This window comes from Roseomonas mucosa ATCC BAA-692 (assembly GCF_000622225.1).
Lineage (GTDB): Bacteria > Pseudomonadota > Alphaproteobacteria > Acetobacterales > Acetobacteraceae > Roseomonas > Roseomonas mucosa.
The window spans coordinates 354,381-380,993 of record NZ_JHWD01000002.1 but is presented as its reverse complement, the minus strand read 5'-3'; the positions used below and the strand labels follow the sequence as shown (position 1 = coordinate 380,993).

Genomic DNA, 26,613 nt, shown 5'->3' with positions numbered 1-26,613 from the left:
GCCTCCGCGCGGAGGCCCGGCCCCGCCTGCCTCAGATCTCCTCGAACCACTCCACATCGCCATCGGCGAGGCGGTAATAGGCCGCCACCACCCGCAGCCGGCCCTGGGCCACGGCCTGCTGCACCACCACGCTCTGCATCTTCAGGCGCTTCGCGACGCGGCGCGCGTTCTCGTGGACCGCGGCATTCAGCGTCATCTCGCCCTTCTCGTCGCGCGCCGCCAGCACGGCGGGGATGATGGGCTGCACCATCTCGCCGATCACGCCGGGGAAGCTGGCGTTCTTCCGCACCACGTCGATCGCGGCGGAGACGGCGCCGCAGCTCTCGTGGCCGAGCACGACCACGAGCGGGCAGCCCAGCACGCCGACGCCGTACTCGACGCTGCCCATGGCCGCCGTGTCCACGGTGTTGCCGGCGTTGCGCACGATGAAGATCTCGCCCAGTCCGCGGTTGAACAGCAGTTCCGGCGGCACGCGGCTGTCGGAGCAGCCGACCAGGATGCAGAACGGCGCCTGGCCATGCGCCAGCTCCAGCCGCCGCTCGCGGCCCAGCAGGCCGCGATGGGGCAGGCCGGCGACGAAATCGTCGTTGCCCTTCTTCATCGTCTCCAGCGCCTGGTCGGCGGTGAGGCTGGTCTTGGGCACTGCCTCCGCCGCCATGGCACGCCGGGTGGGTGCGGTCATGGGCAGCGCCGCCAGCGCGCCGAGACCGGCGAGCATGGCCCGGCGGCCGGGCTGGAAGTGGCGGCCCGGTTCGCAGCAGGAGCAGGTTGGCGGCATGTATGGCCCCTCCAGAATTTCTCGGATGGGCCGGAAACAGGCGGGAAGGCCCCGGCACGAATCCGGCCGGCGCCCGGATAGCACGCGCAGGTTGTGTTACGCCATTGAAATGGTATCTGCCCTGGATGCCGGGCGGGAATCAGGCCGCCGCACGCTCCAGCAGCTCGATCCGCAGCTTCTCCGGCCCTTCCAGGAAGGCGATCTTCAGTCCCGGGCGCGGCGAATGCGGCTCCACCACGAAGCGGGCACCCCTGGCCCGCAGCGCGGCGGCGGTGGCCTCCAGGTCCTTCACCCGCAGGCCGAGGTGCTCCAGCCCGAGGAAGGGGGGCTCCGGCGGCGCGGCGGTGGTGGGCGGGACCTGCTCGATGAAGAGCGGCAGCCCGGCGAGGTCGAGCATCACGCGGAGCGCGCCGTTGCCCTGTGCCGCCCGCCCGGTTTCGGTGGCGCCGAACATCTCGCGGAAGTAGCGCGCCGTGGCCTCGGGGTCAGGGCTGCGCAGATGCAGGTGGTCCCAGGTAAAATCCGTCATGGTCTGTTCCTCGTGATTTCCGGCATTGGAACCCGGGACGGCGGCCGTGGCCAGGGGAGGGGCCGCAAAAGGACCGCTTTCAGAGGCTCTGCAACGGCCAGGGTTCGGGTGGCTGGGCCGGAACGGGCGGCGCGTCGCCCAGCGGGCGCTGCGGCGGCATGCCGGGCGGCGGGCCGTCCCAGCAATCCACCGAGCCCAGGGAGCGCGTGCAGACCGCCTCCACCGGCGGCAGCGGATCGCGTCGGCAATAGCGTTTCTCCCCCGCGTCCAGATGGGCGATCGAGCAGTCCTTGCCCGTGACGGCCGAGACGAAGAGGTCCGGCACAGCCCGTCCGGTCGTGGTCAGCGACGCCACGTTGGCCGCGGCGAAGGGCCCCCAGAAGGCATCGCAGCCGGCCAGGGGAAGGATCAGCATGGGGAGCAGCAGGAGCGGGCGCACGCCGCCATCCTGCCCCGGCGGGAATTAACGGGCGGTGGATGCCACCACCGGCATGGCGGCGATCATGCCGGCCAGCGCATCCGCGAGCTGGCCCAGAGCCTGGTCCATCGCGGCCACCACGCCGGCCGCATCCGGCCCCTTTGCCCCGGACCCCGGCGCGGCGGGCGGCAAGCGGAAGCGCAGCGTCCGGCTTTCGGCGGCATCCTGGTTGCGGGGGCGCACCGCCGCCTGGGCGAGGAGCTCCACCACACCGTCCGGCCCGGCCTCGAAGCGCTGGATCTGCACCTCGGCCAGGATGTTCGCCGGGATTCGCAGCGCGCCGCCCTCCGCCGCCACCGAATCCCCCGGCAGGCGCAGCGCCAGGTCCTCGGCCAGCACGCGCGTCACCATGTCGCCGAAGGGTTCGGGCCAGCTCTCCACATCGGCCACGTCCAGGCGCCCGTCTCCCCGCGCCCGGACGAGGCCGGGGCGGTCGAGATAGCCGGGGATGCCGACGCGGCGGAGCTGCACCTGCCTTCCCCTTCCCGGCAGGGAGGGGCCGGGCTGGGCGGACAGGCGGTAATAGGCCGGGCTGGGCGAGGCGCAGCCCGCAAGCGCGGCGGTGGCCACCATGGCGGGCAGCAGGGCGGGCAGCAGGGCGCCGAGGCGGCGGCGGGTGAGGGGCTGGGACATGCGGCGCCGCTCCTATCGCTCGGTGGCGGCGCCGGCCCGGCCGCGGATCAGCGCTTCCGGATGCCGGTTCAGGAAATCGGCCAGCAGGCGCACGGAACGGGCGGTGTCGGTGAGCTGGGACATCAGGCGCTCCATCTCGCGGTTCACCTCGGAATCGCCGCCATAGCCGCGCTCGATGGAACGGACGGCGGTGTTGGCGCGGGCCACGGTCTGGTCGAGGTTGTCGGCGATGGCGGGCAGGCGGCGCAGCAGCGGGGTCATGCCGCTGTCCGCCTTGCGGATCAGGTCGCGCGCCGAGCCCAGGCTGCTGCTGAGCGCGTTGAGCGCGTTGCGAAGCTCCGGCCCGCCCACCACCCCGTTCACCGAGGCCAGGGTGCCGTTCAGGTTCTTGCCGATCTCCTCGATCGGGAAGCGGTCGAGCTTGCCGGCGATGCTGCTGACCGCCGCCATGATGTTGTCGGTGCCGCCGCCGATGCTGGGCAGCACGATCTCCTCGCCCTCCATGCGCACGGAGGCAGGCGCCGCATCCGGCATGAAGTCCATGGAGACCAGGAGCTGTCCGGTGAGCAGGCTGCCGCTGGTGAGCTGCGCGCGAAGGCCCTTGGCCACCATCTCCTCGGCCATCGCGCGCACCTCGCGCTTCGGGCGTCCGGCGGGGAAGGAGATCCGCTCCGGCTCGATGGCGATATGGACGGGCACGCGGAAGCGGTCCTCCGCCTGGTCGTATTCCAGGTTGACGTCGAGGACGCTGCCGATCCGGACGCCGCGCAGCAGCACCGGCGCGCCGGGCGAGAGGCCGCGCAGCGATCCGTCGAAATAGATCAGGAAGGTGAGGCGGTTCTCCGAGGTCGCGGCGATCGCAGCCTCCAGGTCGCTGTAGAGGGTGAAGCTCTCGTCGTCCGGCGCCGACGGCTGGTCGCGCAGCTGCGGCGGGGTGTCGAAGGCGATGCCGCCGGCGAGCAGCGCGCGGGCGCTTTCCAGCTCCACCCGCACGCCCTCCGCACCCAGGCGGAAGCTGACGCCGGAGGCGTTCCAGAAGCGCGAGCCCTTGCGCACATACTCGCTGTAAGGCGCCCGCACGAAGACGTGCAGGGTGAAGCTGCCATCGATCTCGGGTGGGTTGTAGCTGAGCACCTGCCCGACCTCGACATCGCGGAAGAAGACCGGCGAGCCCCGGTCGATCGAGCCCAGGCGCTGCGCGCGCAGGACGAAGTCGCGGCCCGGCTCGTCGGAACGGCGGCCGGGCGGGTTCTCCAGCCCGGTGAAGCGGCGCTGCTCCGCGCCCGGCTCGCCCGGGTCGAACTCGATGTAGCTGCCGGACACGATGGTCTCCAGGCCGGAGACGCTGGCGCCGCTGAAGCGCGGCCGCACCACCCAGAAGCGGCTGTGCTCGTTGATATGGCCGCCGACCATCCGGTCCATGCGGATGCGGGTCTCGACGCGCCGGAGGTCGCCGGTGAGATGGATGCTCTCCACCGTGCCGACCTGCACGGACTTGTAGCGCACCGGCGTCTGCCCGGCGGTCAGCCCGTCGGCATTGCCGAAGCTGACGGTGATCAGCGGCCCGCGGTCGGAGAAGGTGCGCCAGCCGAGATAGCCGGTGACCAGCGCCGCCACGATGGGGATCAGCCAGATCATGGAGAAGCGGCGGTGCCGGACCCGGGCCTCGCGCGCATCGTCGGGGCGCTGGCCGGGGATCGGCTCGCGCGACATGCCGTCGGCCGGGGGTTCTGTTCCGCTCATGCGGCTCCGTGCTGGCTGGCGGCCCCGGCGGGACCGGCGGAAGGGTGTCCGGCCCGCATGGGGCCATCCGGGGAAGAGGCGTCCGCACCGGCCTCGCCGCGCCAGCGGCGGGGCGCGTCGGGGTCCTGGGCCGGGGAGCCGGCGGCATCCCACATCAGGCGCGGGTCGAAGCATTCGGCCGCCACCATGGTCACCACCACGACCCCGGCGAAGCAGGCGGCGCCGACCTGGGCGGTGATCTCGGCCAGCATGCCGAAGCGCACCAGGGCGATCAGCACGCAGACCACGAAGACGTCGATCATCGACCAGCGCCCGATCGCCTCCACCACGCGGTAGAGCTGGGTGCGGCGCAGCAGGTGGCGGGCGGAGCGGCGCCGGATGCTGGTGAGCATGACCATCAGCCCGACCAGCTTGAGCATCGGCACCGCCACGCTGGCCAGGAAGACGATGAGCGCGAGGGGCCAGAAGCCCGTTTCGACGAACTCGATGACCCCGCCCAGGATAGTGTGCGGACCGCCCTGGCCCAGGGTCACGATCCGCATCACCGGATAGTAGTTGGCCGGCAGGTAGAGGATGAAGGCGGCGGCTATCAGGGCCCAGCTCCGGCTCACGCTGTCGGGCTTGCGCCGGTGCAGCCGGCTGCCGCAGCGCGGGCAGGGCGCACCGGGGCGCGCGTGGTCCAGGCGGTGGCAGCGGTGGCAGGCGATCGGAGCGGACGTGCCGGTGGCCGTTCCGGGGGCGGGCGCCGCCACGGCCTCGGCCCGGAAGGCACGGGACGGGGCGGAGGCCGCCCCAGGAACCGCCCCAGGAACCGCTCCAGGGGCCGCCCCAGGGGCCGCCACGGCCGCGGGCTCCGGCCCGGCGTCTCCCCGTCGCAGGGCGCCGGGATCGGCGACGAGGCCGCGCTCCTCCAGCCGGTCCCAGACCACCTGCGGCTCCAGCGAAGCGTTGCGCGCCACCAGCACCAGGGATAGCGCGGCGATGCCATAGGCGGAAGGGCCGATCTCCACATGCGCGAGGTCCACCAGCCTCGTGTAGGAGACCAGGGCGCCGAACAGGAAGACCTCCACCATCATCCAGGGGTCGAGCGCCATGTACCAGCGGAACAGCCGGTGCAGCCCCGGCGGCGGCGCCCGCATGTGCAGGCCCAGGATCACGGTGGGCAGCAGCACGAGCTGCAGCCCGGGCACCACCACCAGCACCAGGAAGACCAGCCCCGACAACCCCCAGAACCCGTCCTGGGCAAAGGAGAAGACCCCCGAATCCACGAGGCTCACCCGCTCCCGCCCCAGCAGGTTCAGGCCCAGGAAGGGCATGGTGAGGATCATCGCGTAGAGGACGATGCCGGCCAGGGACAGGGCCATCGGGGCGGAGAAGGCGTTCACCCGGTGACGCCGCAGCACCCGGGCGCAGCGGGAGCAGCGGGCCTCCATCCCGGGGCCGAGGGCGGGCAGGCACAGGTGCAGCCCGCAATCCGGGCATTCGTGGAGGCGTGCGGTCATCCGCGGGCCGCGCGGTCCATGGAACCATCGGGTGCCCGCCATGCGGAGCGCGGGATGGCCCCGGCGCATGCTGTGCGGGTTGGCAGGGCCAGGGGTGGATCTTCCGGTTGCATGGGCGAGTGCCGATCCGGGTAGCCTCCTCCCCCCGGCCTGTCCAGCATCGCGGTGCCTCACCTTCCGAAGAGGTGCCGGGCCTCCGCCGGATGCGGGCCGGCGCGGGCGGCCAGGGATCGGTGCCGCCAGGGCTGCCGGTGGAGGCCGCCAGGACGGGCCGCCAGGACGGGCCGCCGGAGTGCGCGGAGGGCGGCCGGAAGAATGGCCGGAGGAAGGGCGCGTCGGGCCGGGCGTGGAGGCCGGGCTTAACGGGCGGGGGGATGGAGGGTATATGGACCGCCGCCTTTGCCTGGGGGACGGGACCGCCTTGTCCGATATCTTCGACGAACTTCAGGAGGAAGTGCGCGCCGAGCGCATGCGCCGCCTTGCCCTGCGCTGGGGCAGCGCCCTGGGAGTCGTGGCCCTGGTGGCGGCGCTGGGGGCCGGCGGCTGGCAGGGCTGGCGCTGGTACCAGTCGCGCCAGTCCGAGCAGGCCGCCGCGCTGTTCCTGGAGACCAGCCGTGCCGCCGAGCAGCCGGGCGCCGATCCCGCCGCCCTCGGCGACCGCTTCGCCCAGATCGCCTCCGCGGCGCCCGACGGATACCGCACCCTGGCACGGCTGCGGGCCGCCGCGCTGAAGGCCGAGGCCGGGGACCGTGCCGCCGCCCTGGCGCTCTGGGACGCCGTGGCGCAGGACCCGAAGGCCGGGGAGGTCTATCGCGAGCTTGCCTCGCTGATGTGGGTGATGCACGGCCTCGACTCCGAGGACCCGGGCGCCCTGGCCAGCCGGGTCGCGCCGCTGTCCGGCGCCACGAAGCCCTGGCGCTACTCGGCGCAGGAAATGCAGGGGCTGGTGGCGCTGCGTCAGGGGCAGAAGGACGAGGCGCGCAAGACCCTCCAGGCGCTGGCCGCGGACGAGACGGCGCCGCAGGGCCTGCGCGACCGCGCGGCACGGCTGGCGGCCGGACTAGAGGGATGACACGCATGACGATCACGCGGCGCGCCGCCCTGCTCGCGGCGACCGGCATGCTGGCCGGCTGCGACACGCTGGACGACATCTTCGCCAGCCGGAAGGACATCCTGCCGGGCGAGCGGCGTTCGGTGCTGGAGATGGAGAAGCCCGTCTCGGTGGACGAAGGCCTGGCCGCGCGGCCGGTGGACCTGCCGCCCCCGGCGCCCATCGCCGACTGGCCGCAGGCCGGCGGGACGCTGGACCATTCCCCCGGCCATGCCGCGCTGCGGCTGGAGGGGCTGCGGCAGGCCTGGAGCGGCTCGGTCGGCACCGGTACGGCCTATCGCCGCCGCATGACGACCGGGCCCATCGCCTCGGCCGACACGGTCTTCGCCTCCGATGCCTATGGCGTGGTCTCGGCCTGGGACCTGGCGCGGGGCGGGCGCCGCTGGCGCTTCGACACCCGGCCGGAGGATGACGATGTCGGCGCGCTGGGCGTCGGCTGCGCCTTTGACGGCGGCACGCTCTACATCGCCACCGGCATGGCCGAGGTGATCGCCCTGGACGCGGGCAACGGCACGCTGCGCTGGCGCACGCGCCTGTCGGCGCCGATGCGCGGCGCCCCCACCGTGGCGGAAGGGCGGATCTTCGTCCTCACGCTGGACAACCAGCTGAACGCGCTCTCGGCCGAGGACGGGCACAAGCTCTGGTCCTTCCAGGGGCAGCAGGTGAGCGCCGTGCCGCTCGGCCTCGCCGCCCCGGCGGTGGAGGGCGACACGCTGGTGGCCGGCTTCCCGTCGGGCGAGTTGGTCGCCCTGCGCACCGCCGATGGCCGCGTGGTCTGGACCGAGGCGCTCTCGGCGGCGCCGGGGGTGGACCGCGGCATCGCCGACATCGCGGGGGTGCATGCCCTGCCGGTGATCTCGGACGGGCGGGTGATCGCGCTGGGCATGGGCGGCACCACCATGGTGGTGGACCTCCGCTCCGGCCGGCGGCTCTGGGAGCGCAATGTCGGCGGCGGCGTGACCCCTGCCGTGGCGGGAGACTGGATCTTCCTCGTTTCCGCCACTCAGCGTCTGGTCGCCATGACCCGCGACACCGGGCAGGTCCGCTGGATCACTGAGCTGAACCCGCCCGCCCCGGCGGGCAGGAAGGTGCCGGAACCCGCGCGCTTCGCGGCGCCGCTGCTGGCCAACGGGCAGCTCCTGGTGCCGGGCAGCGGTGGCGAGGCGCTGATCGTGGGCGTCAATGACGGCGCCATCGCCGGGCGCCTGTCCCTGCCGGGCCCCGTCACCCTGGCCCCGGCCACGGCCGGGGGCGCCGTGCTGGTGCTCAGCGACGACGGCACGCTGGCGGCGCTGCGCGGCTGAGGGCGCCGCGGCCCCCGACGCGGCGTGCCGCCCGGGAGGGTGCGGCCGGGGACCGGCGCGACAGGCGGCCGGGCGCGCCGAAGCGGCGCGCCGCCCCTTTTCGCTGGGCAGGGACCGCGCATCACCCCTTGTCCGGCGCGGCCACAGGGCCGAATCAAGGGACTATAAGGAAGCGGCGCGCCAGGCCCGGCTTTCCGGACCGGCGCGGCATTGGCCGCAGAGCATAAGGACCACGGCATGAAGCCGCGCATCGCGATCCTCGGACGGCCCAATGTCGGCAAGTCGAGCCTGTTCAACCGGCTGGTCGGCCGACGCACCGCGATCGTGGACGACACGCCGGGCGTGACCCGCGACCGCAAGGAAGGCGAGGCCCGCATCGGCGGCATCGACGTCACCGTGGTGGACACGGCCGGGCTGGAGGAATCGCCGCCCGACACCATCCCCGGCCGCATGCGCGCCTCCTCCGAGGCCGCGTTGCGCGAGGCGGACCTGATCCTCTTCGTGGTGGATGCCCGGGCGGGCCTCACCCCGTCGGACCGTGCCTTCGCCACCTGGCTGCGGCGGCAGGAGCGGCCGGTGCTGGTGCTGGCCAACAAGGCCGAGGGCCGCACCGGCGCCGCCAATGCGCTGGAGGCCTATGAGCTGGGCCTGGGCTCGCCGCTGCCGGTCTCGGCCGAGCATGGCGACGGCTGGGGCGAACTGCATGACGAGGTGGCCGCGCGCCTGAAGGACTGGGCGCCCGCGGAGGACGAGGAGGAGCCCGACACCGAGGAGGCCCGCCGCAACCGCCCGCTGCGCATCGCCATCGTCGGCCGTCCCAATGCCGGCAAGTCCACCCTGCTGAACGCCCTGCTGGGCGAGGAGCGGATGATCACCGGGCCGGAGCCCGGCCTGACCCGCGACGCCGTGGCCTCGGAATGGATCGACGAGACCGGCGGCAGGGTGCGGCTGGTGGACACGGCCGGGCTGCGGCGCCGTGCCCGGGTGCATGAGGGGCTGGAGCAGATGTCCACCGGCGCCACCATCGCGGCGCTGAAGGAATGCGAGGTGGCGATCCTGGTGCTGGACGCCAACCTGGGCATGGACGAGCAGGACCTGCGCATCGCACGCCTCGCCGAGCGCGAGGGTCGGGCCGTCGTGATCGCCTACAACAAGTGGGACGCGGTGGAGGACCGCAACGCCGCCCGGCGGAAGCTGGAGGACGTGCTGACGGCCTCGCTGGCGCAGATGAAGGGGATCTCGGTGGTGCCGCTTTCCGCCGCCACCGGGCGCGGCGTGGAGAAGCTGATGCCCACGGTGCGCGAGGTCTATGAGCGCTGGAACCGTCGTGTCCCGACGGGCGCGCTGAACCGCTGGTTCGAGGAGGCGCTGGCGAAGCACCAGCCGCCGCTGGTGGGCGGCAAGCGGCTGAAGCTGCGCTACTGCACCATGCCCAAGGCGCGGCCGCCAACCATCACCGTCTTCGGTACCCGGGCGGAGCTGCTGCCGGAGGACTACAAGCGCTATCTCGTGAACCTGTTCCGCGAGAGCTTCGACATGCCGGGCGTGCCGATCCGCCTGCACATGCGCGGCACGACCAATCCCTACGAGGACGCGGAGTAGCGCTTCGCCACCAGCCGGCCCATCAGGATCAGTATTGCGGACGGTGGGGCGCGCCGCCCAGATCCCCCTGATACCGGTCGGGCCAGCCCATGGCACCGCGAGTCCCGGTGCCGGACAGCAGGGACGAGCGGCTGACGCTGAGGCCGCGCCGGCCGTTGTCCCGCTGCGGCTGCAGCGGGGCCGTGATGGTCGGGGCGGGTTCCCAGCCGCCGCCTCCCGGTCCCTCCGCCGTCCTGGCGGCAGGGGCTTCCGGTGGGCCGGATGGCGGCGGGGGTGTGCATCCCATCAGCAGGATCGGCACGAGCAGGCCGCCGAGGCCCGCCGCCAGCGTCCTGTTCACCGATCCCCCAGCCGTATCACCTCGCCGTTCCGCATCTCCCCCGGCAGGCAGAGCGCCGCGATGGCAGGGGCCACATCGGCGGGCTTCGGCAGCGTGGCGGCATCCTCGCCCGGATAGGCCCGCGCCCGCATCCGCGTCGCCACGGCGCCCGGATCGGCCAGGTTCACCCGCAGCGCGCTGATGGCGGCCTCCTGCGCCCAGGTCAGGGCCAGGTGCTCCATCCCCGCCTTGGTGGCGCCATAGGCCCCCCAGTAGGCCTTCGGCTCGGCCACGCGGCGGGTGGTGAGGAAGACGGCGCGCCCGGCATCGGAGGCGCGCAGCACCGGGTCGCAGGTGCGGATCAGCCTCCAGGCGGCGGTCAGGTTCACCCCCACCGTCTCCTCCCAGTCGCGGGGCGTGATATGGCCGGCGGGCGTCAGCGTGCCGAGCGAGCCCGCGGCATGGACCAGGATATCCAGGCGGCCGAAGCGCTCATAGACCGAGGGGCCGATGGCATCGATCCGTTCGGCGCCCTTGGCAAGGTCGAAGGGCAGCAGGGTGGCGCCCTCGCCGCCGGCGTCCCGGATGGCGTCGTCCATCTCCTCCAGCCCGCCCTGGGTGCGGGCGACCAGCACGCAATGCGCGCCCATCCGGCCGAGCTCCAGCGCCACGGCGGCGCCGATCCCGCGCGAGGCCCCGGTGACCAGGGCGACGCGGCCGGCGAGGGGACGCCCCGCTTCCGCCGCGGGGGCTGGGCTGGGCGGCAGCCCTTCCGGCGGTGGCGTCTCCTCGATCGTGCCGTTCATGGGGCCTCGTGCCGGGGGGCGAGCTGGGGGGAGGGATCAGGCTCCGTTGGCGGCGATCAGGGCCGGGGCGCGCTCCGGCGCCTCCTGCAGATCTGCCAGCGGGATGGCATAATCGCCGGTGAAGCAGGCATCGCAATAGCCCGGCGAACGCTTGTCGCGCCCCTCATGCCCCAGCGCGCGGTAGAGCCCGTCCAGCGAGATGAAGGCCAGGCTGTCGGCGCCGATGAAGCGCGCCATCTCCTCGACGTTGTTGTTGGCGGCGAGCAGCTTGTCACGGTCCGGCGTGTCGATGCCGTAGAAGCAGGGATGCGTCGTCGGCGGCGCCGCGATGCGCATATGGACCTCGGTGGCACCCGCCTGGCGGACCATCTCCACGATCTTCTTGCTGGTCGTGCCGCGGACGATGGAATCGTCCACCAGCACCACGCGCCGCCCCTCGATCATGGTGCGGTTGGCGGAATGCTTCAGCTTCACGCCCAGGTGGCGGATCTGGTCGGTCGGCTCGATGAAGGTGCGGCCCACATAATGGTTGCGGATGATGCCGAGCTCGAAGGGGATCCCCGCTTCCGTCGCATAGCCCATGGCCGCCGGGACGCCGGAGTCGGGCACCGGCACCACCACATCCGCCGGCACGCCGGATTCGCGGGCCAGTTCCTCGCCGATGCGCTTGCGCGTGTTGTAGACGGAGGTGCCCTCGATCACCGAATCGGGCCGGGCGAAATAGATGTACTCGAAGATGCAGAAACGGCTGGGCTGCTTGCCGAAGGGGCGGATGGAGCGCAGCCCCTTCTCGTCGGCAATCACCACCTCGCCCGGCTCGATGTCGCGGACGAACTCGGCGCCGACGATGTCCAGGGCGCAGGTCTCGCTTGCCATCACCCAGGAATTGCTTTCCGGCCCGCCGAGGCGGCCCAGCACCAGCGGCCGCACGCCCAGCGGGTCGCGCGCGCCGATCAGCGCGCCCTCGTGCAGCGTCACCAGCGAATAGGCGCCCTGGACCTGCTTCAGCGCGTCGATCAGCCGGTCCAGCACGGTGGAATAGAGGCTGATGGCGATGAGGTGGACGAAGACCTCGGAATCCGTGGTGCTCTGGAACAGGCAGCCGCGGCGCACCAGGGCGCGCTTGAGCTGGTAGGCGTTCACGAGGTTGCCGTTATGCGCCACGGCAAGGCCGCCGAATTCAAAATCGGCATAGAGCGGCTGCACGTTGCGCAGCGCCGATTCGCCGGTGGTGGCGTAGCGGTTATGGGCGATCGCCGCGCGGCCGGGCAGGGCGGCCATGACCTTGGCATCGCCGAAATTGTCGCCCACCAGGCCACGGCCCTTGTGGGAATGGAACTGGCCGCCTTCCGCCAGGGTGACGATCCCCGCCGCCTCCTGGCCCCGGTGCTGCAGGGCGTGCAGGCCCAGCGCGGCCAGGGCGGCGGCATCCTGGGCGTTCCAGATGCCGACGACGCCGCATTCCTCGTGGAAGCCGTCATCCTCGTCCCTTTCGGGGCTGGACGGCGCGAGAGGGTTGGTCGTGAAATCCATGCGACAATCAATCCTCAGGTCCGGTTGCGCGCGGGCGGTCGCAACAGGTCCTCCATGGGCGGCAGCGGGCGGGCCGGGGCATCCGGCACGCGCAGGCGGTACTCGGGCGGAAGCTGGCCGACCAGCCACTTCGCGCCCTGGGCCACGAAAGGCAATGCGCGGGCATCGCGCAGGGCCTCGGGCCAGCGTTCCGTGACGGGTTGGAGCTGTCCGGCCAGGATGTAGGCGAGCACGACGAGGAATGCACCCCTCGCGATTCCGAACACCGTGCCGAGCGCGCGGTCCACGCCGCCCAGCACCGAGGACTGTACCGCGCGGGCCACCCAGGCAATCAACAGTTTCAGGATGATAAGGGCGATGACGAAGACCGATCCCACGGCCACGACATCCGCCAGCCATGCGGGGCTTACCGCCGCGCCCAGCGCCGAGCGCATTCCTGGCAGCATCACGAAAGCCAGGACCAGGGCACCGGCCCAGGCGCCGACGCCCAGGACTTCCCGCACCAAGCCGCGCGAATAGGCCAGGATGGCCGAAACGCCGAGAATCAGGAGGATGGCGCCATCGGCCCAGGTCATGGCGGCGTTTCCTAGCAGGCTCCGGCCCGCCGCACCACGCCGGGCCGGGCCGGGGCAGGGGGCGGACCCATGCGCGGGGCGGGAGGCGGAACGGGGCCGCGCGGGTTGGCGCGACGCGGCGAGAGGCGTCATCCTGGCGCGGGCACCTCTCGACCGGGTGCCGGACCGCAACCAGGGCAGGTTCGTCCGGACGCCGCCGGCGCCCGTGGCCGGACCCCGTCCGGCCGGAAACGGGACAGCCGTGCATGACAGACGACACCGCTCCCACTGAGAATGACCCGGCGCCCCCGGCCTTCATCGAGGGCGGGACGCGCGAGTTCCGGCGCGTGAACCTGGCGATGCTGGCGGCGGGCTTCTCGACCTTCGCGCTGATGTACTGCGTGCAGCCGCTGATGCCGGTCTTCTCGGAGGAGTTCGGGGTCAGCGCCGCCTCGGCCAGCCTGTCGCTCTCGCTCACCACCGGCCTGCTCGCCGTCTCCATGCTGGTGGCCAGCACCCTGTCCGAGGCGATGGGGCGCAAGCCCGTGATGCTCTTCTCGCTGCTGGTCTCGGCGATCCTGACCGTGATCTCGGCGCTGGTTCCGTCCTGGCACCAGTTCCTGCTGCTGCGGGCCTTGCAGGGCATCACCTTCTCCGGCCTGCCCGCCGTGGCCATGGCCTATGTGAGCGAGGAGGTGCACCCGAAATCCTCGGGCTATGCCATGGGGCTCTACATCAGCGGCAGCGCGCTGGGCGGCATGGGCGGGCGCGTCATCACCGGGCTGATCGCGGATCTCGGCTCCTGGCGTCTGGCCGTCGGGGTGATCGGGCTGCTCGGCCTCGCGGCGGCGGTCGCCTTCTGGCGGCTGCTGCCCCCGTCGCGCCAGTTCGCCCCGCGCAGCGCCCGCCCGCGGGAGCTGGTGGCGAACTTCCTGGTGCATCTGCGCGACCCCGGCCTGCCCTGGCTCTTCCTGGAGGGCTTCCTGCTGATGGGCGGGCTGGTGACCGTGTACAACTACATCGGCTACCGCCTCCTCGCCCCGCCCTTCGGGCTCAGCCAGGCGGTGGTGGGCATGATCTTCACCGTCTACCTGGTGGGGATTGTCAGCTCCACCGTCTCCGGACGGCTGGCCGACCGGCTGGGGCGGCGGCGCGTCTTCTGGGCCATCGTGCTGGCCATGCTGGCGGGGGTGCTGCTGACACTGTCCGCCTCGCTGGCCGTGGTGATCCTGGGCATCGCCGTCACCACCTTCGGCTTCTTCGGCGCGCATTCCATCGCCAGCTCCTGGGTCGGGCGACGGGCACGGCGGGGCCGGGCGCAGGCCTCCTCGCTCTACCTCTTCTGCTACTACATGGGCTCCAGCGTCGCCGGCTCGCTCGGCGGCCTCGCCTGGGCCAGCCATGCCTGGCCGGGCGTGGTGGCCATGGTCGGGGCGATGCTGCTGGTGGCGCTGCTGGTCGCCTTCCGCCTCGCGGTGCTCAAGCCCCTGCCGGAAGCCTGAGGCGCCGCCGCCTCAGGTGCGCGAGGCGGGCGGAGAAAGCAGGAAGGGGTCGGCATTCTCCGGCGCCGGGGGCTTGCCCAGGCCCATCAGGGCCGCGATCAGGCGGCCGCTGAAGGCCACGAGCATGGCCTCCGTCTCGCCGGCGCGGCCGGGCCCGGCGCGGGCCACGGCGGAAACGAGGACGATCCGCCGCCCCAGGATGCGGGCACAGGTCACGTGCTGCCGGTCGGGCGCGCCGCTGCCCGAGGCGAGGACGGCGGCGCAGCGCAGGCCGACCTTCGTGCCGCGCGCGCGGGCGGTGAAGAGGCGGCCCCTCGTGTCCCGGCCTTCGAGGATTTCGCCCGCCGTGACGACGCGGCGCCGGGTTTCGAGGAAGAGGGCCAGTTCCGGGGCCTCGATCCCATCCGGCGGACCGGGTGCGATCTCGTCGGAGGGCGGGAGGTCGAGCAGGGCCGTGATGGCGGAAGCCCCGGCACCCGCCCGCTGGTAATAGGCAAGCAGCACGGCGGGGGAGAGGCGTTCCAGCGCCCCGGCGGGGGGCGGCCTCTGCCCGAAGCCCATCTCCTCTGCCGGCAGCCGTCCCGCCAGGGCCATGGCCGTCGCGGCGACGTCGCTCAGGCCGAGGCGCGCCGGTTCACGCGCGGGCGGCGCGGCGCCACAGGCGGCCAGGGCCAGCGAGGCCGCCAGCAGGCCGGAGGATGGCCTGAGGAGCGGCCCAAGGAGTGACAGGAACGGGAAGGGGCGGGGGGTGCGCGTCACGCGGCGCAGCATACAGGAAGTGCCACCTGTTCCGGGATAGGCCGGATGCCGCTCCGGGCCCGTGGGGCGCCGCGCCGGGACGGCGGCTCAGAGCCAGCCCTTGCGCTTGAAGTAGAGCACCGGCAGGATCGCGGTGACCACCATCAGCCCGATCGCCACCGGATAGCCGAAATCCCAGCCCAGCTCGGGCATGTCCTTGAAGTTCATGCCATAGATGCTGGCGATCAGGGTGGGCGGCATCAACGCCACCGAGGCCACGGTAAAGGTCTTGATGATGCCGTTCTGGTCGATGTTGATGACGCCCAGGATGGCGTCGAGCAGGAAGTTCGCCTTGTTGGCCAGGAAGCCCGCATGGTCCACCAGGGACTTCAGGTCGCGCACCAGGGTCTTCACCTGCGTGGTGTTCTCCTTGCGCACCAGCGCGTCCTTCTCCGTGCCGAGATAGGTCAGGATGCGGCTGAGGCCGAGCAGGGTCTCGCTGGCACGGCTGGTGACCTCGCCCACCTGGCCCAGGGCGATCAGCGCGTTGCGGAGGTCCTCGTCCCGCCGGTTCGCCTTGGTGGTGCCCTTGGCGGAGCGGAAGGCGGTGCGGCTGGCGGTGTCCATGTCCGCGCCCACCCGCTCCAGGATATCGGCCAGCCGGTCCACCACGCTCTCGAAGATGCCGATCATCACCTGGTCGGGGGAGCGCAGCAGGCTCGGCGGGTGCTTGCGGCAACGGGTGGAGAACATGGCGATGGCCTTGGGCGTGGCATAGCGCACGGTGATCAGGTTGTGCGCGGCGAGGACGAAGGTGATGGGCGTGCTGCCGAACTCGCCTTCCTCCACCCCGTAGAGGAAGTTGGCGGTGAGGAAGAGGGCATCCTCCTCCCGGTAGAGGCGGGAGGAGCTCTCGATCTCCTGCTGCTCCTCGCGCGTCGGCACCTCCAGCCCCAGGGCGTCCTGGACGGCGCGCTCCTCCTCCCGGCTCGGGTTCAGCAGGTCGAGCCAGACGGCGGTTCGCAGTTCCTCGGGGGGGCGCGTGCCCTCCCTGACCTCCAGGCGGCCATTCACCACAGTGTAGGTGGTCAGCATGGGAGCGGGGGGATCTCACGGGCTGGATGGGCGGGAAGGTATCTATGACGCCGCCGCAAACCTGCGGCCAGGGTCCGCCGCATGACGATTCCGCCATGCTTGGGTGACGTGTTCGCGCGTTGCGGGCACGGCGGACCCGCACCGCAGGGGTTCAGGCGTGTGGCAGCCCGAAGAGCGAGGCCACGGCCGGGAAGCCGCCCGCCTCGGGATGGCGGCCGGAGGGTTGCGTGCCATCCTCGGGCCGGACGAGCTGGCAGGTGGCGAGGCCGGCCTCCCGGGCCGCGTCCAGCTCCTCGGCCACATCGGACAGGAAGAGGATCTCCCCTGCCGGCAGGTGCAGCCCGGCGGTGATGGTGCGGTAGCTCGCGGCCTCGCGCTTGGCGCCGACGCGGGTGTCGAAGAAGCCCGAGAAAATCGGCGTCAGGTCGCCCGCCGGGCTGTGGCCGAAGAGCAGCTTCTGCGCCTCCACCGAGCCGGAGGAATAGACGCAGAGGCGCAGCCCGGCCGCGGACCAGGCACGCAGGCAGGGGGCCACGTCCGGATAGAGATGCGAGGTGAGCCGCCCATCCTCGTAGCCCTGCCGCCAGATCAGCCCCTGCAGTGCCTTCAGCGGCGTGACCTTGGCATCCGATGCCATCCAGGTGCGCAGGACGGCGCGCGGCTCCTGCCCCGGTGCGAGCTCGCGCACCCCGGCCAGGATGGCGGCGACCTCGGCCTCCCCGCCATGGCGGTCCAGGAAGCGGTCGAGTTCCGCCTCCGCGAAGGGGAACAGCACCTCTTTCACGAAGGCGATGGCGCTGGTCGTGCCCTCGATGTCGGTGAGGATCGCGGCCGGGCGGGTGGCGGGCACCGGAGCGCTCATGCCTGCGCGGGCGTGCCGTGGGCGGCCGGGAAGCGCTTCGCCATGTCCGTGCCCGTGTAGTGCGGCACCCAGCCCGAGGTGTCGGTGAAGATCCGTACCGCGGTGAAGGAGGGATGCGTGCCGGCGTCGAACCAGTGCTGCGTGTTCGCCGGGACGCTGATCAGGTCGCCCGCCGTGCAGTGGGCATCATAGACCTTGCCGTTCACGTGCAGGATGAAGTTGCCCGAGCCCTCGTGGAAGAAGCGGACCTCGTCCTCGGTATGGGTGTGCTCGTCGAGGAACTTGGTGCGCAGCGTCTCACGCTGCGGATGGTCGGGGGAGAGCTTGATCACGTCGGAGGAGCCGGCGCCGGTCTGGCCCAGCAGTGCGTCCAGGTGCGGGCGGTAGGCATCCAGCACCGCCTCGGCATCGGCACCCTGGGGCAGCGAGACGACGGGCCAGCGCTCGAACCGCACGCCGATGGCGGCCAGGGTCTCGGCGATGGCGGTGGCGTTGTCGGTGTCGAGTTCCACCGCCTTGGTGGCGGCGTCGTGAACGACCAGGCGGCTCATTCGAACATCCCTCCTCGGCTCTGCGCGATCAGCTCGCAGCCCAGCATGAACTCCAGGGCCTCCAGCCGCGCCAAGGCCCCATCCATGTCGGCGGCCCATACATAGACGCCGTGGCCGCGGATCAAATAGCCCGGCGGAACGATCGTGTCGTCCTCCGCCATCTCCCGCCAGCGGGCGGAAACGCGGGACTGGAGGCGGGCGATGTCCTGGTCGTTGTCGAAGACCGGCAGGCCGACCGTGGCCTCGTGGGTGGGCAGGCCGGGGAAGGCCTTCAGCAGCTCGTAGCCTTCCAGCAGGATCTCGTCGCCCGACATGCGCGACATCACCGTGTTGGGGACGCTGTGGCCGTGCAGCACCGCCCCCGCCTCGGGGAAGTGGCGATAGACGCCGCAATGCAGCAGGGTTTCCGCCGAAGGCCGCAGCGACGGGTCTTCGGGCCTGCCGTCCAGGTCCACGACCATGACGTGCCCGTCCTGCAAAAAGCCCTTGTGGCAGCCGGAGCGCGTGACCGCGATCCGGTCGCCGGGCAGGCGGATGGAAAGGTTTCCCGCCGTGGCGGGGACCCAGCCGCGCGCGTCCATGCGCCGGCCGGCCCCGATGATGCGGCTGACCGCTTCCGCCAGCTCCATGACCCGATCTCCCGGACAGGGGGAAGCCGGGGCGCGTGGCCCCGGCAAGGGAAAGCCGACCCCGGGGACTCCCTGCGGGAAGCCTCCTGGGCCGGCGCTGGTCTGTCAGAATTCCGGGGCGCGGAAAAGGGCGCCAGGGCGGTCGGTGCCGGGAAAGGAGAGCCCGTGGACCGTCGCCCGGGCTCCCCTGCACGGTTCAGGCCGCGGGGCGGCCCGGATTGGCCGTGGTGGTGGCGTTGTTGGTGCCGGTGGTCGGCGAGCCCGGGGGCGGGGGCGGCAGGTTGGCCGGCGGCGCCTGGGTGTCGCGCGCCATGGACTCGTCCTCGTCCTCGCGCATGTTCTTCTTGAACGACTTGATGCCGGTGGCGAGGTCACCCATCAGACCGCTGATCTTGCCGCTTCCGAAGAGCAGCAGGACCACCAGCAGGACGATGAGCCAGTGCCAGATGCTGAACGAACCCATGGTGCGGCCTCAATTCCTGTCATTATGCCAAGGCGCGCCCGGCGGCGCCTCGATCGCGTTTCCCTACCGACACTAGAGCAGAAAGGCACGCGGCGTAATCGCCCGGCCGCCGGATTCTGCCTGCCGGACGGTGATCCGGAGCGCCGCCGCCCGACCACACGGGCTGGCGGACCCTCTCCGATCCTCGCCGGAAAAGCCGGGGCCACGGGCCGATGGCCAGGGGCGGACCGGCTCCCGACCGGGAGATGGGGGCGTGCGGGGTCCGGCACAACCTCGGGCCGTGGCCGGGGCGGAACGGCTTTGCAACGCGTTGTAACGCCACGGGCCGGCGCCGGTTCCGGGGCCGGCGCCGGAAGGGGGCTCAGTCGGCCTGGATGTCCAGCTTGCGGATCAGGCTGCCCCAGCGTTCCGTCTCGGCGGCGATGAAGCGGGCGAAGTCCTGGCTGGGCAGGCCCATCACCTCGAAGCCGATATTCTCCAGCGCCTGGCGGACCTGCGGCTTGCGGAACCCGGCCACGGCCAGCGCCTCCAGCCGGGCGCGATGCGGCTCGGGCATCGAGGCCGGGGCGAAGAGGCCGCTCCAGCCATAGGAGGTAGCGTCCTTGATCCCGGCTTCGGCCAGGGTCGGCACATCCGGCATCTCGGCGGCGCGGTGCTCGCCGGTGCAGGCGAGGGCGATGAGCTGGCCGTCGCGCACCTGCGGCAGCACGGCGCCGATGGTGACCACCATGGTCTCGATGCGGCCGGCCACCATGTCGAGCACCGCCTGCGGGAAGCCGCGATAGGGCACGTGCTCCATCCGCAGCCCCTCGCGCGCCATCAGCTCCACCATGGCGAGGTGGCCACCCGAGCCGGCGCCGACCGAGGCGAAGGAGAGCCTGCCCGGGTTGGCCCTCACATAGGCGAAGAACTCCGCGAGGCTCCGCGCCGGCACGCCGGGCGTGACGACCAGCAGCTGCGGCGCCCGCACCGCCATGGCGATCGGCCGCAGGTCGCGTTGCGGGTCATAGGGCAGGTTGCGGTACAGGGCCGGGGCGGTGGTGATCGGCCCGTTGATCGACAGGCAGATGGTGTGGCCGTCCGTCGCCTTGGCGGCCATGTCGGTGCCGATATTGCCGCCGGCGCCGGGGCGGTTGTCCACCACCACGGGCTGGCCGAGCCCGGCGGAGAGTTCCGGGCCGATGGCACGGGCCACCAGGTCGGGCGTGGAGCCGGCCGGGAAGGGCAGGATCAGGCGCAGCGGCCGGTCCGGCCAGGGGGCGTCCGTGGCGGTGGCGGCCCGGGCCCGGTGCAGGGCCGGTGCGGCGAGGGGCAGGGCCGCCGTGCTGGCGAGCAGGCCGCGGCGGCTGAGGATCGTGGTCATGGCGTTCCGTCTTCTCTCCCGGCAGACCCCGCGAGGCTTCCGCGGGCCCGCGAGGGGAGCCTGCCGGGCCGCCGGGAACCACCGGGCCCATCTTCGCCGGCTGGCGGGGCGCGTCCAGCAGAGTCCCTGGTCAAGGGGCTGCGGGGATTCAGCGCGACGCCTGCCGGGGCAGGTCCCGGTAGATGAAGCCGTAGGCCGGGAAAACCGTGCTGCCGACAACCCGCGCCGGGGGATACCAGACCCGCACCTGGGTCCAGTCATTGCCGGGGGAGACGTCGATCACCGGCTGGCCGCGCGCCACGAGGCCCTTCAGCCCGCCGGAGGCCCAGTTGGCATGGTCCACCAGCACCTCCCGCCCCGAGACCACGCGCGACACCACGGCCAGGTGGCCGTCGCGCAACCGGGCGGTGCGGCGGAGCACCAGCACGCTGCCAGGGCGCGGCTGCGCCCCGCGCGCGTAGCTGCCGGCGGCCGCGTCCCACCACTGCCAGGCATCGCCGCGCAGCGCGATGCCGGAGCGGGCGCGCGCATAGGGCACGCAACTCAGATAGGCACCGCCGCCGCCCTCGTAGCCATGGGCACGCGCCCTGGCATTGGAGACGGTGCCGCGCGACCCGGCGCAGCCCGCCAGGACGAGCGGCACGGCCAGCAGGACGGCCGCCCACAGCTTCCGCCGCACAGACATGATCGCCGAGGCCCCCCTCCGGATATGCCGGCCGATTCCCCACCCCCGGAACGCCCCCGCGCCCGGAGTGCCGCCATGCTACTCCTCTGCCGCAGCGCAGGGGAGATCCGGCCCGCGGCGGGACCAAGTGGGGCGGGACCACGCGGAGTTTTGCAACGGTTTCGCATCGCTTCCCCGCCGGGCGGGCAACCCGGTCCGGCCTGTCCGGTTGAAGCGGCAGCATGAATCACCACGCCCTCCCGCACCCCGCCCACGCCTCCCTCACCACCATGCCTACGGCGCCAGCCTCCACGGCGGAGATGCTGGAACGGCTGGACGCCCTTTTGCCGGGAGTGGAGGAGCGGGCCGCGCGGCTGGACGGGGAAGGCGGCCTGCCCGTGGAGGAGGTGGCGGCCCTCGGCGCGGCCGGGCTGCTGGTGGCGCCGCTGCCTGGCGCACTGGGCGGGCTGGGCTGGGGTTCCGAACCCGGGGGCACCAAGCCGCTGATGCGGGCGCTGCGCCGGATCGGCCGGGCCAGCCTGCCGCTGGGACGGCTCTTCGAAGGGCATGTGAACGCGCTGCGCCTCGTCGCCGCCTACGGTACGCCGGAACAGGTGGAGGAAGCCGCGGCGGATGCCCGGGCAGGCCGCCTCTTCGGGGTCTGGGCCGCCGAGGTGCCGGGACGCGGGCTGGTGCTGGAGGAGGACATGCGCCAGCTCAGCGGGGGCAAGATCTGGTGCTCCGGGGCCGGGCTGGTGGAACGGGCGCTGGTCCCGGCCCAGGCACCGGACGGCGTGCGGATGCTGCTGCTGCCGCTGCCGAGGGGCACCGGGCGGGCGGACCTTTCCGTCTGGACGGCTTCGGGGATGCGGGCCTCGGCCACCGGGAACATGGATTTCAGCGGCATGGAGCTGAGCCCCGGGGCGCTGATCGGTCCGCCCGGGGCCTACTTCGCCCAGCCCGGCTTCTCCGGTGGCGCCTGGCGCTTCCTGGCCGTACATCTCGGAGGCATCGAGGCGGTGGTGGAGGCGCTGCGCCACCATCTGACCGCGACCGGCCGGGGCGGGGACCCACACCAGCAGGCGCGGCTCGGCCAGGCCCTGGCGGAGGCGGAGGCGGCGCGGCTCTGGGTGGGCGAGGCGGCGCGGATGGCCGAGGGGCCGGAGGCCGGGGCTTCTGGCGACGGGGAGGCGGCGGCGCGGGTCGTGGCCTATGTGGACCTGGCGCGCGGCGCGGTGGAACGGGCGGGGTTGGCGGCGATGGAACTGGCGCAGCGCTCCATCGGACTCGGGGCTTTCCTGCGCCCGGCGCCGGTCGAGCGGATCGCGCGGGATCTCGCCACCTATCTGCGGCAGCCGGGACCGGACCGCGCCCTGACATCGGCGGCGCAGCATGCCCTGGCGGCGGCGGCCCCGGTGGGCGATCTTTGGGGCCGGTGAGCCGGGGCCCCGCCGGGCCGGATGCTCCCGGGACATGAAGGCGGACACGATCGCATGAAGGCCACCGAGTTTCTCCGCGCCGCCGAAGCCTGGCCGCTGGAAGGGCTGGAGGCGCTGTTGCCGGAGGCCGGGCCGGTGCTGCTGCTTTCACCGCATCCGGACGACGAATCCCTCGGCTGCGGCGGGCTGCTGGCGCAGCTCGCGGCGCGCGGGCGGGAGGTGCGGGTGGTGCTGGTTTCGGACGGGGCGGCGTCGCATGATTCGCGGCTCTATCCGCCCCGGCGGCTGGCGGCGCTGCGGCAGGAGGAGATGGCGGCGGCGCTGGCCGCGCTCGGCCTGGGGCCGGAGCGGCTGGTGACGCTGGGCCTGCCCGACGGGGCGGTGCCGCAGGAAGGGCCGGGCTTCGAGGCGGCGGCGACCGCCATCGGCGGGTTGGCGCTGCGCGACGGCGCCACCACGATCCTCGCCCCCTGGGAGGAGGACCCGCATGGCGACCACCTCGCCACCTGGCGGATGGCGCGGCATGTCGCGGGGGACCTGGGACTGCGCCTGCTGGCCTATCCGGTCTGGGGCTGGCGGCACCTCTATCCGGGGATGCTGGCGCCGGTGGAGCCGGTGGAGCTCGCCGCCGTGCCGCGCGGCGTCCGGCTGGACATCGCGGCGGAGCTGCCCGCCAAGCGGGCGGCGGTGGCGGCGCATCGCAGCCAGACCACCGGGCTGATCGCGGATGACCCGGGTGGCTTCGTGCTTTCGCCGGCGGCACTCGACGTGCTGCTGCGCCCCTGGGAACTCTATCTGGACCTGACGCCATGAGCCGCAGCGACCGCAGCCTGCCGACCAGCTACTTCGACGATCTCTATGCCGGGAACCCGGACCCCTGGGGCTTCGAGAGCAAGCCCTATGAGCGCGAGAAATACGCCGCCACCCTGGCCGCCCTGCCGCGCCCGCATTACGCGGCGGCGCTGGAGATCGGCTGTTCCATCGGCGTGCTGACGGAGCAGCTGGCGAAGCGCTGCGATCGGCTGGTGGCGCTGGACGCGGCCGAGGCTCCGCTGGCACGGGCGCGGCAGCGGCTGGCGGGGCAGGCGCATGTGGAGATCCTGCGCGGGCGCGTGCCGGAGGAATGGCCGGAAGGGCACTTCGACCTGATCCTGTTTTCCGAGGTCCTGTACTTCTTCGATGAAGAGGATCTGAAGCGCGTCTGTACGCAGGTCACGCGTTCCCTGCGCCCCGGCGGCGACGTGGTGCTGGTTCATTGGCTGCCGGAGACCGATTTCCCCCTGTCCGGCGACGAGGCCACGGAGCGCTTCATCGCCGGCACGGCCGATGTGCTGAAGCCCCTGGTGGCGAGCCGGAGCGAGTTCTACCGGATGGACACGCTGCGCCGCATCGATTGAATCGCGGCCGCCGGGATTCGCTGGAAGAGGACTGGAATGCCATGACGGATGGAAGTCGCCGGATCGGTGACCGGGAGGTGGCGCTCCTGCTCGACGGCATCTTCGAACCGCCACCGGGGGTGGTGGTGCATCCCGACGGAGTGGAGGCGCGAGACCGCGCCCTGGGGCCGCTGTCCGGCGATGCCATCAGGATCGACGTGAACGCCTTCCTGCTGCGCGGGCCTGACGGCATCACCCTGGTCGATGCGGGGACGGGCCATGCCTGGGGTCCGGCACTCGGCCATGCCCGCACGGCGCTGGAGCGGCACGGGATCGCGCCTGGACAGGTGGACCGCGTGTTGCTGACCCATATCCATGGCGACCATGCGCTGGGCCTGCTCGATGGGGAGGAACCCTGGCTGCCGCGGGCGGAGATCCTGGTGCCGGAGCGGGACCTGGGCTTCTTCACCGATGCCGTATCCCGCGAAGCGACACCGCCGGAGCGGCGCAGCGGCTTCGACATCGCGGAGAAGCTGGTGCGGGCCTATGTCGGGCGGCTGCGCGGCGTCCCCGCCGGGGAGGTCCTGCCGGGGATCGAGCTGCTGCCGCTGCCGGGGCATACGCCGGGCCATGCCGGCTATCTGCTGCGCGGCGAGGGGGAGGGCGGCAGCCTGCTGCTCTGGGGCGACCTGCTGCACCTCGCCGGGCCGCAATCGGCCGACCCGACGCTGAGCCTGACCTATGACCTCGACCCCGCCGAGGCGCGCCGCAGCCGCAAGGCGGGACTGGAGCGCGCGGCCGCCGCGGGCTGGCTGGTCACGGGTGGGCATGTCACCGGCTTCAGCCGGGTGCGGGCGGAGGGCATGGGCTTCCGGATGGTGGCCGGCTGATCCCCGGGGCTGATCCTGGGGTTTGGCCCCGGGATCTGATCCTGGGATCTGATCCTGGGACGGCTTCGATGTTCCGTCCTAGTTCCCCTGGGCCTCGCGGATAGCGCGGCGCAGCTTGGCGACGCCGGTGCGCGGATAGCCTTTCCGGCACAGGGTCAGCCCCTCGTCCCCCAGCTGCTTGGCCGGCGTGGTCAGGGCGCCCGGCAGGGCGGCGAGGCGGCTCGCCAGCTCCTGGCAGTATTCCGGACGGTCCGGCCGCACATGCCAGAGGTCCCGCGCCCCCTTCTCCACGGCCAGCCCGACGGTCTGAAGGGAGGTGGACTGGAGACAGAAAAGGGGCCCGGCAAGGAGCAGGACCGGCGCGATGGCCTTGTGTCGCATGGCCCCTTATCGGGCACGGGACACTGTGCCGCCGTGTTCGCGCCGTGAAAGCTGCGTTAGCCGCTCGCCTGGCCCTCCGGCTGCTCGGGGTCCATTGGCAGGCGCAGCGTCACGCTCAGGCCGGGCAGGGGACGCCCGGGGCGCGTGTCGGCGAGGATGATCTCGCCGCCATGCAGCGCGGTCACGGCGCGGACCAGCGACAGGCCGAGGCCCGAGCCGGGCGTGGCGCGGGCGCCGTCGGTGCGGAAGAAACGTTCGCCGGCGCGGGCGCGCTCCCCGGGGCTCATGCCGGGTCCCTCGTCGGCCACGGTGACATGCACCGCCTGCCGGTCGCGGAAGGCGCGCAGCCGCACGGTGCTGGCGGGCGGCGAGAACTTCACCGCGTTGTCCAGCAGGTTGGCCACCGCCTGCAGCAGCAGGTCTCGGTCGCCCACCAGCGGCAGGTTGGGCTGGATCTCCGCCACCAGGCTCTGCTCCGCCGCCTCGGCCGAGGCGCCGTAGAGCTCCGCCGCATCGGCCAGCACCGGGGCGAGGTCAAAGGGGGCGAAGGCGGCGCGCCGCGCGCCGGCCTCCACCTCCGCGATCCGCAGCACCGCCTGGAAGACCCGGGCGATGCCGTCCAGGTCGGCGATGCCGCGATCCACCGCCTGGCGCAGCAGCTCCGCCGCCTCCCGGTCCGGGGCGCCCTCGGCCTCGGCCAGCGCGTCCTCCAGCTTGGCGCGGGCGCGGGCGATCGGCGTGCGCAGGTCGTGGGCGATGGCGTCGGACACGCCGCGCACCCCCTCCATCAGCGTCGCGATGCGGTCCAGCATGTTGTTCATGGCGCTGCCGAGGCGGTCGAACTCGTCCTCCCGGCCCGAGAGCGGCACGCGCTGGCTCAGGTCGCCCTGCGCGATCGCGGCGGCGGTGTCGGCGGCGGGCTGGAGCCGGTCCTCCAGCGCCCGGCGCAGCACCCAGGCCCCGGCGAAGGCGAAGAAGGCGGCCGCCGCGGCGGACCAGGCGAGGCCCTCGTTCAGCAGCTCGCGCAGCCGCAGCTTGTCCTCCACGTCGCGGCCCAGCAGCAGCACGTCGCCGTTGGGGAAGTCGAGGCGGAAGATCCGCGCCTCGGTCAGCACGCCTTCCCGCAGCAGGGACAGGGACTGCCAGCGCGGCCCGGCGAGATAGGTGTCGAAATAGCCGTCGCGCGGCGCCTCCAGGTTGCCGGCCAGCCGGTGCCCCGTGACGTCGGTGAGGAGGTAGAGGCTCTGGTCCTCCACATCCTCGGCCAGATGCTGGGCGATGGCCTCGATCAGCCCGTCGCGCCCGGCCTCGCGCCAGCGTTCCTGGAAGACCGCGGCATCGCTGCGGATGGTGGCATCCGTCTGCCGGTCCAGCGCCCCGGCGGTGCCCCACCAGAGCACGGCGGCGAAGACCAGCCCGGCCAGCAGGAAGACGGTGGCGAAGAAGGCGGCCGCGCGGAAGCCGGCGCCGCCCACCAGCCGCGCCAGCCGCTGGCCAAGCAGCCGCAGCCCGGCCAATGGCTGGCGCGGCCGCTTCGGTGGTCCGTTCGGCGACCTGCCGGAGGGGCTGGCCGGCGGCGTGTCAGGCAACCCGGCGGGCAACCCGCCCGCTGGCCCGCATGGCGGCGGCCCGTGCGCCGGTCCCTGCTCCGGTCCGGCCGGCGGCCCGGCGCTCATCGCGGCATCACGCCTCCGTCCCCACCGGCGCGGAACCCGCGCGGCCGGGACGGGGTGGAGGCCGGTTCCCGTTGCCGGCCCCCCTGGAAGGG

General features: G+C 72.8%; 28 protein-coding genes. 8 read left to right on the top strand and 20 right to left on the bottom strand.

The window, feature by feature from the left end:
* Positions 1-31 precede the first annotated feature (31 nt).
* From BT98_RS0104355 to BT98_RS23215, 6 genes are all read right to left on the bottom strand, one after another.
* Entirely contained in the window at positions 32-778 is a 747-nt protein-coding gene (locus tag BT98_RS0104355; protein WP_019461521.1) for a carbonic anhydrase, read from the bottom strand.
* A 139-nt stretch (positions 779-917) separates the two neighbouring features.
* The gene (locus BT98_RS0104350) at positions 918-1,307 is read right to left on the bottom strand and encodes a VOC family protein (RefSeq protein ID WP_019461520.1); all 390 of its coding nucleotides are present in this window, start codon (positions 1,305-1,307) and stop codon (positions 918-920) included.
* Positions 1,308-1,386: 79 nt separating this feature from the next.
* Entirely contained in the window at positions 1,387-1,746 is a 360-nt protein-coding gene (locus BT98_RS23220) for a hypothetical protein (RefSeq protein ID WP_019461519.1), read from the bottom strand.
* Between the two features lie 24 nt (positions 1,747-1,770).
* Complete coding sequence (locus BT98_RS0104340) at positions 1,771-2,418, bottom strand: PqiC family protein (RefSeq protein ID WP_019461518.1); 648 nt, start codon at positions 2,416-2,418, stop codon at positions 1,771-1,773.
* 12 nt (positions 2,419-2,430) lie between these two features.
* Entirely contained in the window at positions 2,431-4,161 is a 1,731-nt protein-coding gene (locus tag BT98_RS0104335; protein ID WP_237719378.1) for a PqiB family protein, read from the bottom strand.
* Complete coding sequence (locus BT98_RS23215; RefSeq protein WP_162175647.1) at positions 4,158-5,663, bottom strand: paraquat-inducible protein A; 1,506 nt, start codon at positions 5,661-5,663, stop codon at positions 4,158-4,160. Before BT98_RS23215 ends, BT98_RS0104335 begins: the two co-directional genes overlap by 4 nt.
* A 421-nt stretch (positions 5,664-6,084) precedes the next feature.
* On the opposite strand from BT98_RS23215, the gene BT98_RS0104325 reads away from it, so the two are divergent.
* From BT98_RS0104325 to der, 3 genes are all read left to right on the top strand, one after another.
* The gene (locus BT98_RS0104325; RefSeq protein ID WP_026033266.1) at positions 6,085-6,735 is read left to right on the top strand and encodes a tetratricopeptide repeat protein; all 651 of its coding nucleotides are present in this window, start codon (positions 6,085-6,087) and stop codon (positions 6,733-6,735) included.
* 5 nt (positions 6,736-6,740) lie between these two features.
* Entirely contained in the window at positions 6,741-8,078 is a 1,338-nt protein-coding gene (locus BT98_RS0104320; protein WP_019461514.1) for an outer membrane protein assembly factor BamB family protein, read from the top strand.
* Positions 8,079-8,315: 237 nt separating this feature from the next.
* Positions 8,316-9,680, top strand: a complete 1,365-nt coding sequence (gene der, locus BT98_RS0104315; RefSeq protein WP_019461513.1) for a ribosome biogenesis GTPase Der — start codon at positions 8,316-8,318, stop codon at positions 9,678-9,680.
* Positions 9,681-9,708: 28 nt separating this feature from the next.
* Here the strand turns inward: der and BT98_RS0104310 are convergent, their stop codons facing one another.
* The 4 genes from BT98_RS0104310 to BT98_RS0104295 are packed head-to-tail and all read right to left on the bottom strand — an operon-like array spanning position 9,709 to position 12,913.
* Positions 9,709-10,020, bottom strand: coding sequence for a hypothetical protein (locus tag BT98_RS0104310; RefSeq protein ID WP_019461512.1), 312 nt, complete (start codon positions 10,018-10,020; stop codon positions 9,709-9,711).
* Positions 10,017-10,805, bottom strand: a complete 789-nt coding sequence (locus BT98_RS0104305; RefSeq protein ID WP_019461511.1) for an SDR family NAD(P)-dependent oxidoreductase — start codon at positions 10,803-10,805, stop codon at positions 10,017-10,019. Before BT98_RS0104305 ends, BT98_RS0104310 begins: the two co-directional genes overlap by 4 nt.
* Before the next feature lie 36 nt (positions 10,806-10,841).
* Positions 10,842-12,338, bottom strand: coding sequence for an amidophosphoribosyltransferase (purF, locus tag BT98_RS0104300; RefSeq protein WP_019461510.1), 1,497 nt, complete (start codon positions 12,336-12,338; stop codon positions 10,842-10,844).
* Positions 12,339-12,352: 14 nt separating this feature from the next.
* Positions 12,353-12,913 carry a CvpA family protein gene (locus BT98_RS0104295; protein ID WP_019461509.1) on the bottom strand — a complete coding sequence of 187 codons (561 nt, stop codon included), beginning with the start codon at positions 12,911-12,913 and terminating at the stop codon, positions 12,353-12,355.
* Positions 12,914-13,158: 245 nt separating this feature from the next.
* On the opposite strand from BT98_RS0104295, the gene BT98_RS0104290 reads away from it, so the two are divergent.
* A complete protein-coding gene (locus BT98_RS0104290; RefSeq protein ID WP_019461508.1) occupies positions 13,159-14,394 on the top strand; it encodes an MFS transporter in 1,236 nt (411 codons plus the stop codon).
* Positions 14,395-14,406: 12 nt separating this feature from the next.
* Here BT98_RS0104290 and BT98_RS0104285 read toward each other — a convergent pair whose 3' ends face one another.
* The 8 genes from BT98_RS0104285 to BT98_RS0104250 form a co-directional block, all read right to left on the bottom strand.
* Positions 14,407-15,153, bottom strand: a complete 747-nt coding sequence (locus BT98_RS0104285; RefSeq protein ID WP_126281839.1) for a hypothetical protein — start codon at positions 15,151-15,153, stop codon at positions 14,407-14,409.
* 87 nt (positions 15,154-15,240) lie between these two features.
* A complete protein-coding gene (corA, locus tag BT98_RS0104280) occupies positions 15,241-16,227 on the bottom strand; it encodes a magnesium/cobalt transporter CorA (protein ID WP_019461506.1) in 987 nt (328 codons plus the stop codon).
* A gap of 151 nt (positions 16,228-16,378) precedes the next feature.
* Complete coding sequence (gene mtnC, locus BT98_RS0104275) at positions 16,379-17,089, bottom strand: acireductone synthase (RefSeq protein WP_026033264.1); 711 nt, start codon at positions 17,087-17,089, stop codon at positions 16,379-16,381.
* Complete coding sequence (locus BT98_RS0104270; RefSeq protein WP_019461504.1) at positions 17,086-17,640, bottom strand: 1,2-dihydroxy-3-keto-5-methylthiopentene dioxygenase; 555 nt, start codon at positions 17,638-17,640, stop codon at positions 17,086-17,088. Before BT98_RS0104270 ends, mtnC begins: the two co-directional genes overlap by 4 nt.
* Positions 17,637-18,269, bottom strand: coding sequence for a methylthioribulose 1-phosphate dehydratase (locus BT98_RS0104265; protein ID WP_019461503.1), 633 nt, complete (start codon positions 18,267-18,269; stop codon positions 17,637-17,639). The genes BT98_RS0104270 and BT98_RS0104265 overlap by 4 nt, the downstream gene beginning before the upstream one ends.
* Positions 18,270-18,465: 196 nt before the next feature.
* Positions 18,466-18,732, bottom strand: a complete 267-nt coding sequence (locus tag BT98_RS0104260) for a twin-arginine translocase TatA/TatE family subunit (RefSeq protein WP_027297157.1) — start codon at positions 18,730-18,732, stop codon at positions 18,466-18,468.
* Positions 18,733-19,093: 361 nt separating this feature from the next.
* A complete protein-coding gene (locus BT98_RS0104255; RefSeq protein WP_019461501.1) occupies positions 19,094-20,095 on the bottom strand; it encodes a Bug family tripartite tricarboxylate transporter substrate binding protein in 1,002 nt (333 codons plus the stop codon).
* A 148-nt stretch (positions 20,096-20,243) separates the two neighbouring features.
* A complete protein-coding gene (locus BT98_RS0104250; RefSeq protein WP_019461500.1) occupies positions 20,244-20,780 on the bottom strand; it encodes a CHAP domain-containing protein in 537 nt (178 codons plus the stop codon).
* A 221-nt stretch (positions 20,781-21,001) separates the two neighbouring features.
* On the opposite strand from BT98_RS0104250, the gene BT98_RS23210 reads away from it, so the two are divergent.
* The 4 genes from BT98_RS23210 to aidB are packed head-to-tail and all read left to right on the top strand — an operon-like array spanning position 21,002 to position 24,464.
* A complete protein-coding gene (locus tag BT98_RS23210) occupies positions 21,002-22,198 on the top strand; it encodes an acyl-CoA dehydrogenase family protein (protein WP_019461499.1) in 1,197 nt (398 codons plus the stop codon).
* 54 nt (positions 22,199-22,252) lie between these two features.
* Positions 22,253-23,011 (top strand): PIG-L deacetylase family protein, encoded by a 759-nt coding sequence (locus tag BT98_RS0104240; RefSeq protein WP_019461498.1) that lies wholly within the window; start codon positions 22,253-22,255, stop codon positions 23,009-23,011.
* On the top strand, positions 23,008-23,595 hold the full coding sequence (locus BT98_RS0104235; protein ID WP_019461497.1) for a class I SAM-dependent DNA methyltransferase: 588 nt from the start codon (positions 23,008-23,010) through the stop codon (positions 23,593-23,595). The genes BT98_RS0104240 and BT98_RS0104235 overlap by 4 nt, the downstream gene beginning before the upstream one ends.
* 41 nt (positions 23,596-23,636) lie before the next feature.
* Positions 23,637-24,464, top strand: coding sequence for an AidB family quorum-quenching N-acyl homoserine lactonase (gene aidB / locus BT98_RS0104230; protein ID WP_026033262.1), 828 nt, complete (start codon positions 23,637-23,639; stop codon positions 24,462-24,464).
* Positions 24,465-24,542: 78 nt separating this feature from the next.
* On the opposite strand, the gene BT98_RS0104225 is transcribed toward aidB, so the two are convergent.
* Positions 24,543-24,845: a hypothetical protein gene (locus BT98_RS0104225; protein WP_019461495.1), complete on the bottom strand. Its 303-nt coding sequence runs from the start codon at positions 24,843-24,845 to the stop codon at positions 24,543-24,545.
* A 56-nt stretch (positions 24,846-24,901) separates the two neighbouring features.
* Complete coding sequence (locus BT98_RS23205; protein ID WP_237719377.1) at positions 24,902-26,434, bottom strand: sensor histidine kinase; 1,533 nt, start codon at positions 26,432-26,434, stop codon at positions 24,902-24,904.
* Positions 26,435-26,613 lie beyond the last annotated feature (179 nt).

What these genes read in the sequence shown, in the direction of transcription:
- BT98_RS0104265 (WP_019461503.1), bottom strand. Translation starts at nt 18,269, where the DNA reads ATGGAGCTGGCGGAAGCGGTCAGCCGCATCATCGGGGCCGGCCGGCGC.
- BT98_RS0104320 (WP_019461514.1), top strand. Translation starts at nt 6,741, where the DNA reads ATGACGATCACGCGGCGCGCCGCCCTGCTCGCGGCGACCGGCATGCTG.
- BT98_RS23215 (WP_162175647.1), bottom strand. Translation starts at nt 5,663, where the DNA reads ATGACCGCACGCCTCCACGAATGCCCGGATTGCGGGCTGCACCTGTGC.
- mtnC (WP_026033264.1), bottom strand. Translation starts at nt 17,089, where the DNA reads ATGAGCGCTCCGGTGCCCGCCACCCGCCCGGCCGCGATCCTCACCGAC.
- BT98_RS0104350 (WP_019461520.1), bottom strand. Translation starts at nt 1,307, where the DNA reads ATGACGGATTTTACCTGGGACCACCTGCATCTGCGCAGCCCTGACCCC.
- BT98_RS0104270 (WP_019461504.1), bottom strand. Translation starts at nt 17,640, where the DNA reads ATGAGCCGCCTGGTCGTTCACGACGCCGCCACCAAGGCGGTGGAACTC.
- aidB (WP_026033262.1), top strand. Translation starts at nt 23,637, where the DNA reads ATGACGGATGGAAGTCGCCGGATCGGTGACCGGGAGGTGGCGCTCCTG.
- BT98_RS0104290 (WP_019461508.1), top strand. Translation starts at nt 13,159, where the DNA reads ATGACAGACGACACCGCTCCCACTGAGAATGACCCGGCGCCCCCGGCC.
- BT98_RS0104250 (WP_019461500.1), bottom strand. Translation starts at nt 20,780, where the DNA reads ATGTCTGTGCGGCGGAAGCTGTGGGCGGCCGTCCTGCTGGCCGTGCCG.
- der (WP_019461513.1), top strand. Translation starts at nt 8,316, where the DNA reads ATGAAGCCGCGCATCGCGATCCTCGGACGGCCCAATGTCGGCAAGTCG.
- BT98_RS0104260 (WP_027297157.1), bottom strand. Translation starts at nt 18,732, where the DNA reads ATGGGTTCGTTCAGCATCTGGCACTGGCTCATCGTCCTGCTGGTGGTC.
- BT98_RS0104335 (WP_237719378.1), bottom strand. Translation starts at nt 4,161, where the DNA reads ATGAGCGGAACAGAACCCCCGGCCGACGGCATGTCGCGCGAGCCGATC.
- BT98_RS0104225 (WP_019461495.1), bottom strand. Translation starts at nt 24,845, where the DNA reads ATGCGACACAAGGCCATCGCGCCGGTCCTGCTCCTTGCCGGGCCCCTT.
- BT98_RS0104255 (WP_019461501.1), bottom strand. Translation starts at nt 20,095, where the DNA reads ATGACCACGATCCTCAGCCGCCGCGGCCTGCTCGCCAGCACGGCGGCC.
- BT98_RS0104305 (WP_019461511.1), bottom strand. Translation starts at nt 10,805, where the DNA reads ATGAACGGCACGATCGAGGAGACGCCACCGCCGGAAGGGCTGCCGCCC.
- corA (WP_019461506.1), bottom strand. Translation starts at nt 16,227, where the DNA reads ATGCTGACCACCTACACTGTGGTGAATGGCCGCCTGGAGGTCAGGGAG.
- BT98_RS0104340 (WP_019461518.1), bottom strand. Translation starts at nt 2,418, where the DNA reads ATGTCCCAGCCCCTCACCCGCCGCCGCCTCGGCGCCCTGCTGCCCGCC.
- BT98_RS0104355 (WP_019461521.1), bottom strand. Translation starts at nt 778, where the DNA reads ATGCCGCCAACCTGCTCCTGCTGCGAACCGGGCCGCCACTTCCAGCCC.
- purF (WP_019461510.1), bottom strand. Translation starts at nt 12,338, where the DNA reads ATGGATTTCACGACCAACCCTCTCGCGCCGTCCAGCCCCGAAAGGGAC.
- BT98_RS0104295 (WP_019461509.1), bottom strand. Translation starts at nt 12,913, where the DNA reads ATGACCTGGGCCGATGGCGCCATCCTCCTGATTCTCGGCGTTTCGGCC.
- BT98_RS23210 (WP_019461499.1), top strand. Translation starts at nt 21,002, where the DNA reads ATGAATCACCACGCCCTCCCGCACCCCGCCCACGCCTCCCTCACCACC.
- BT98_RS0104240 (WP_019461498.1), top strand. Translation starts at nt 22,253, where the DNA reads ATGAAGGCCACCGAGTTTCTCCGCGCCGCCGAAGCCTGGCCGCTGGAA.
- BT98_RS0104235 (WP_019461497.1), top strand. Translation starts at nt 23,008, where the DNA reads ATGAGCCGCAGCGACCGCAGCCTGCCGACCAGCTACTTCGACGATCTC.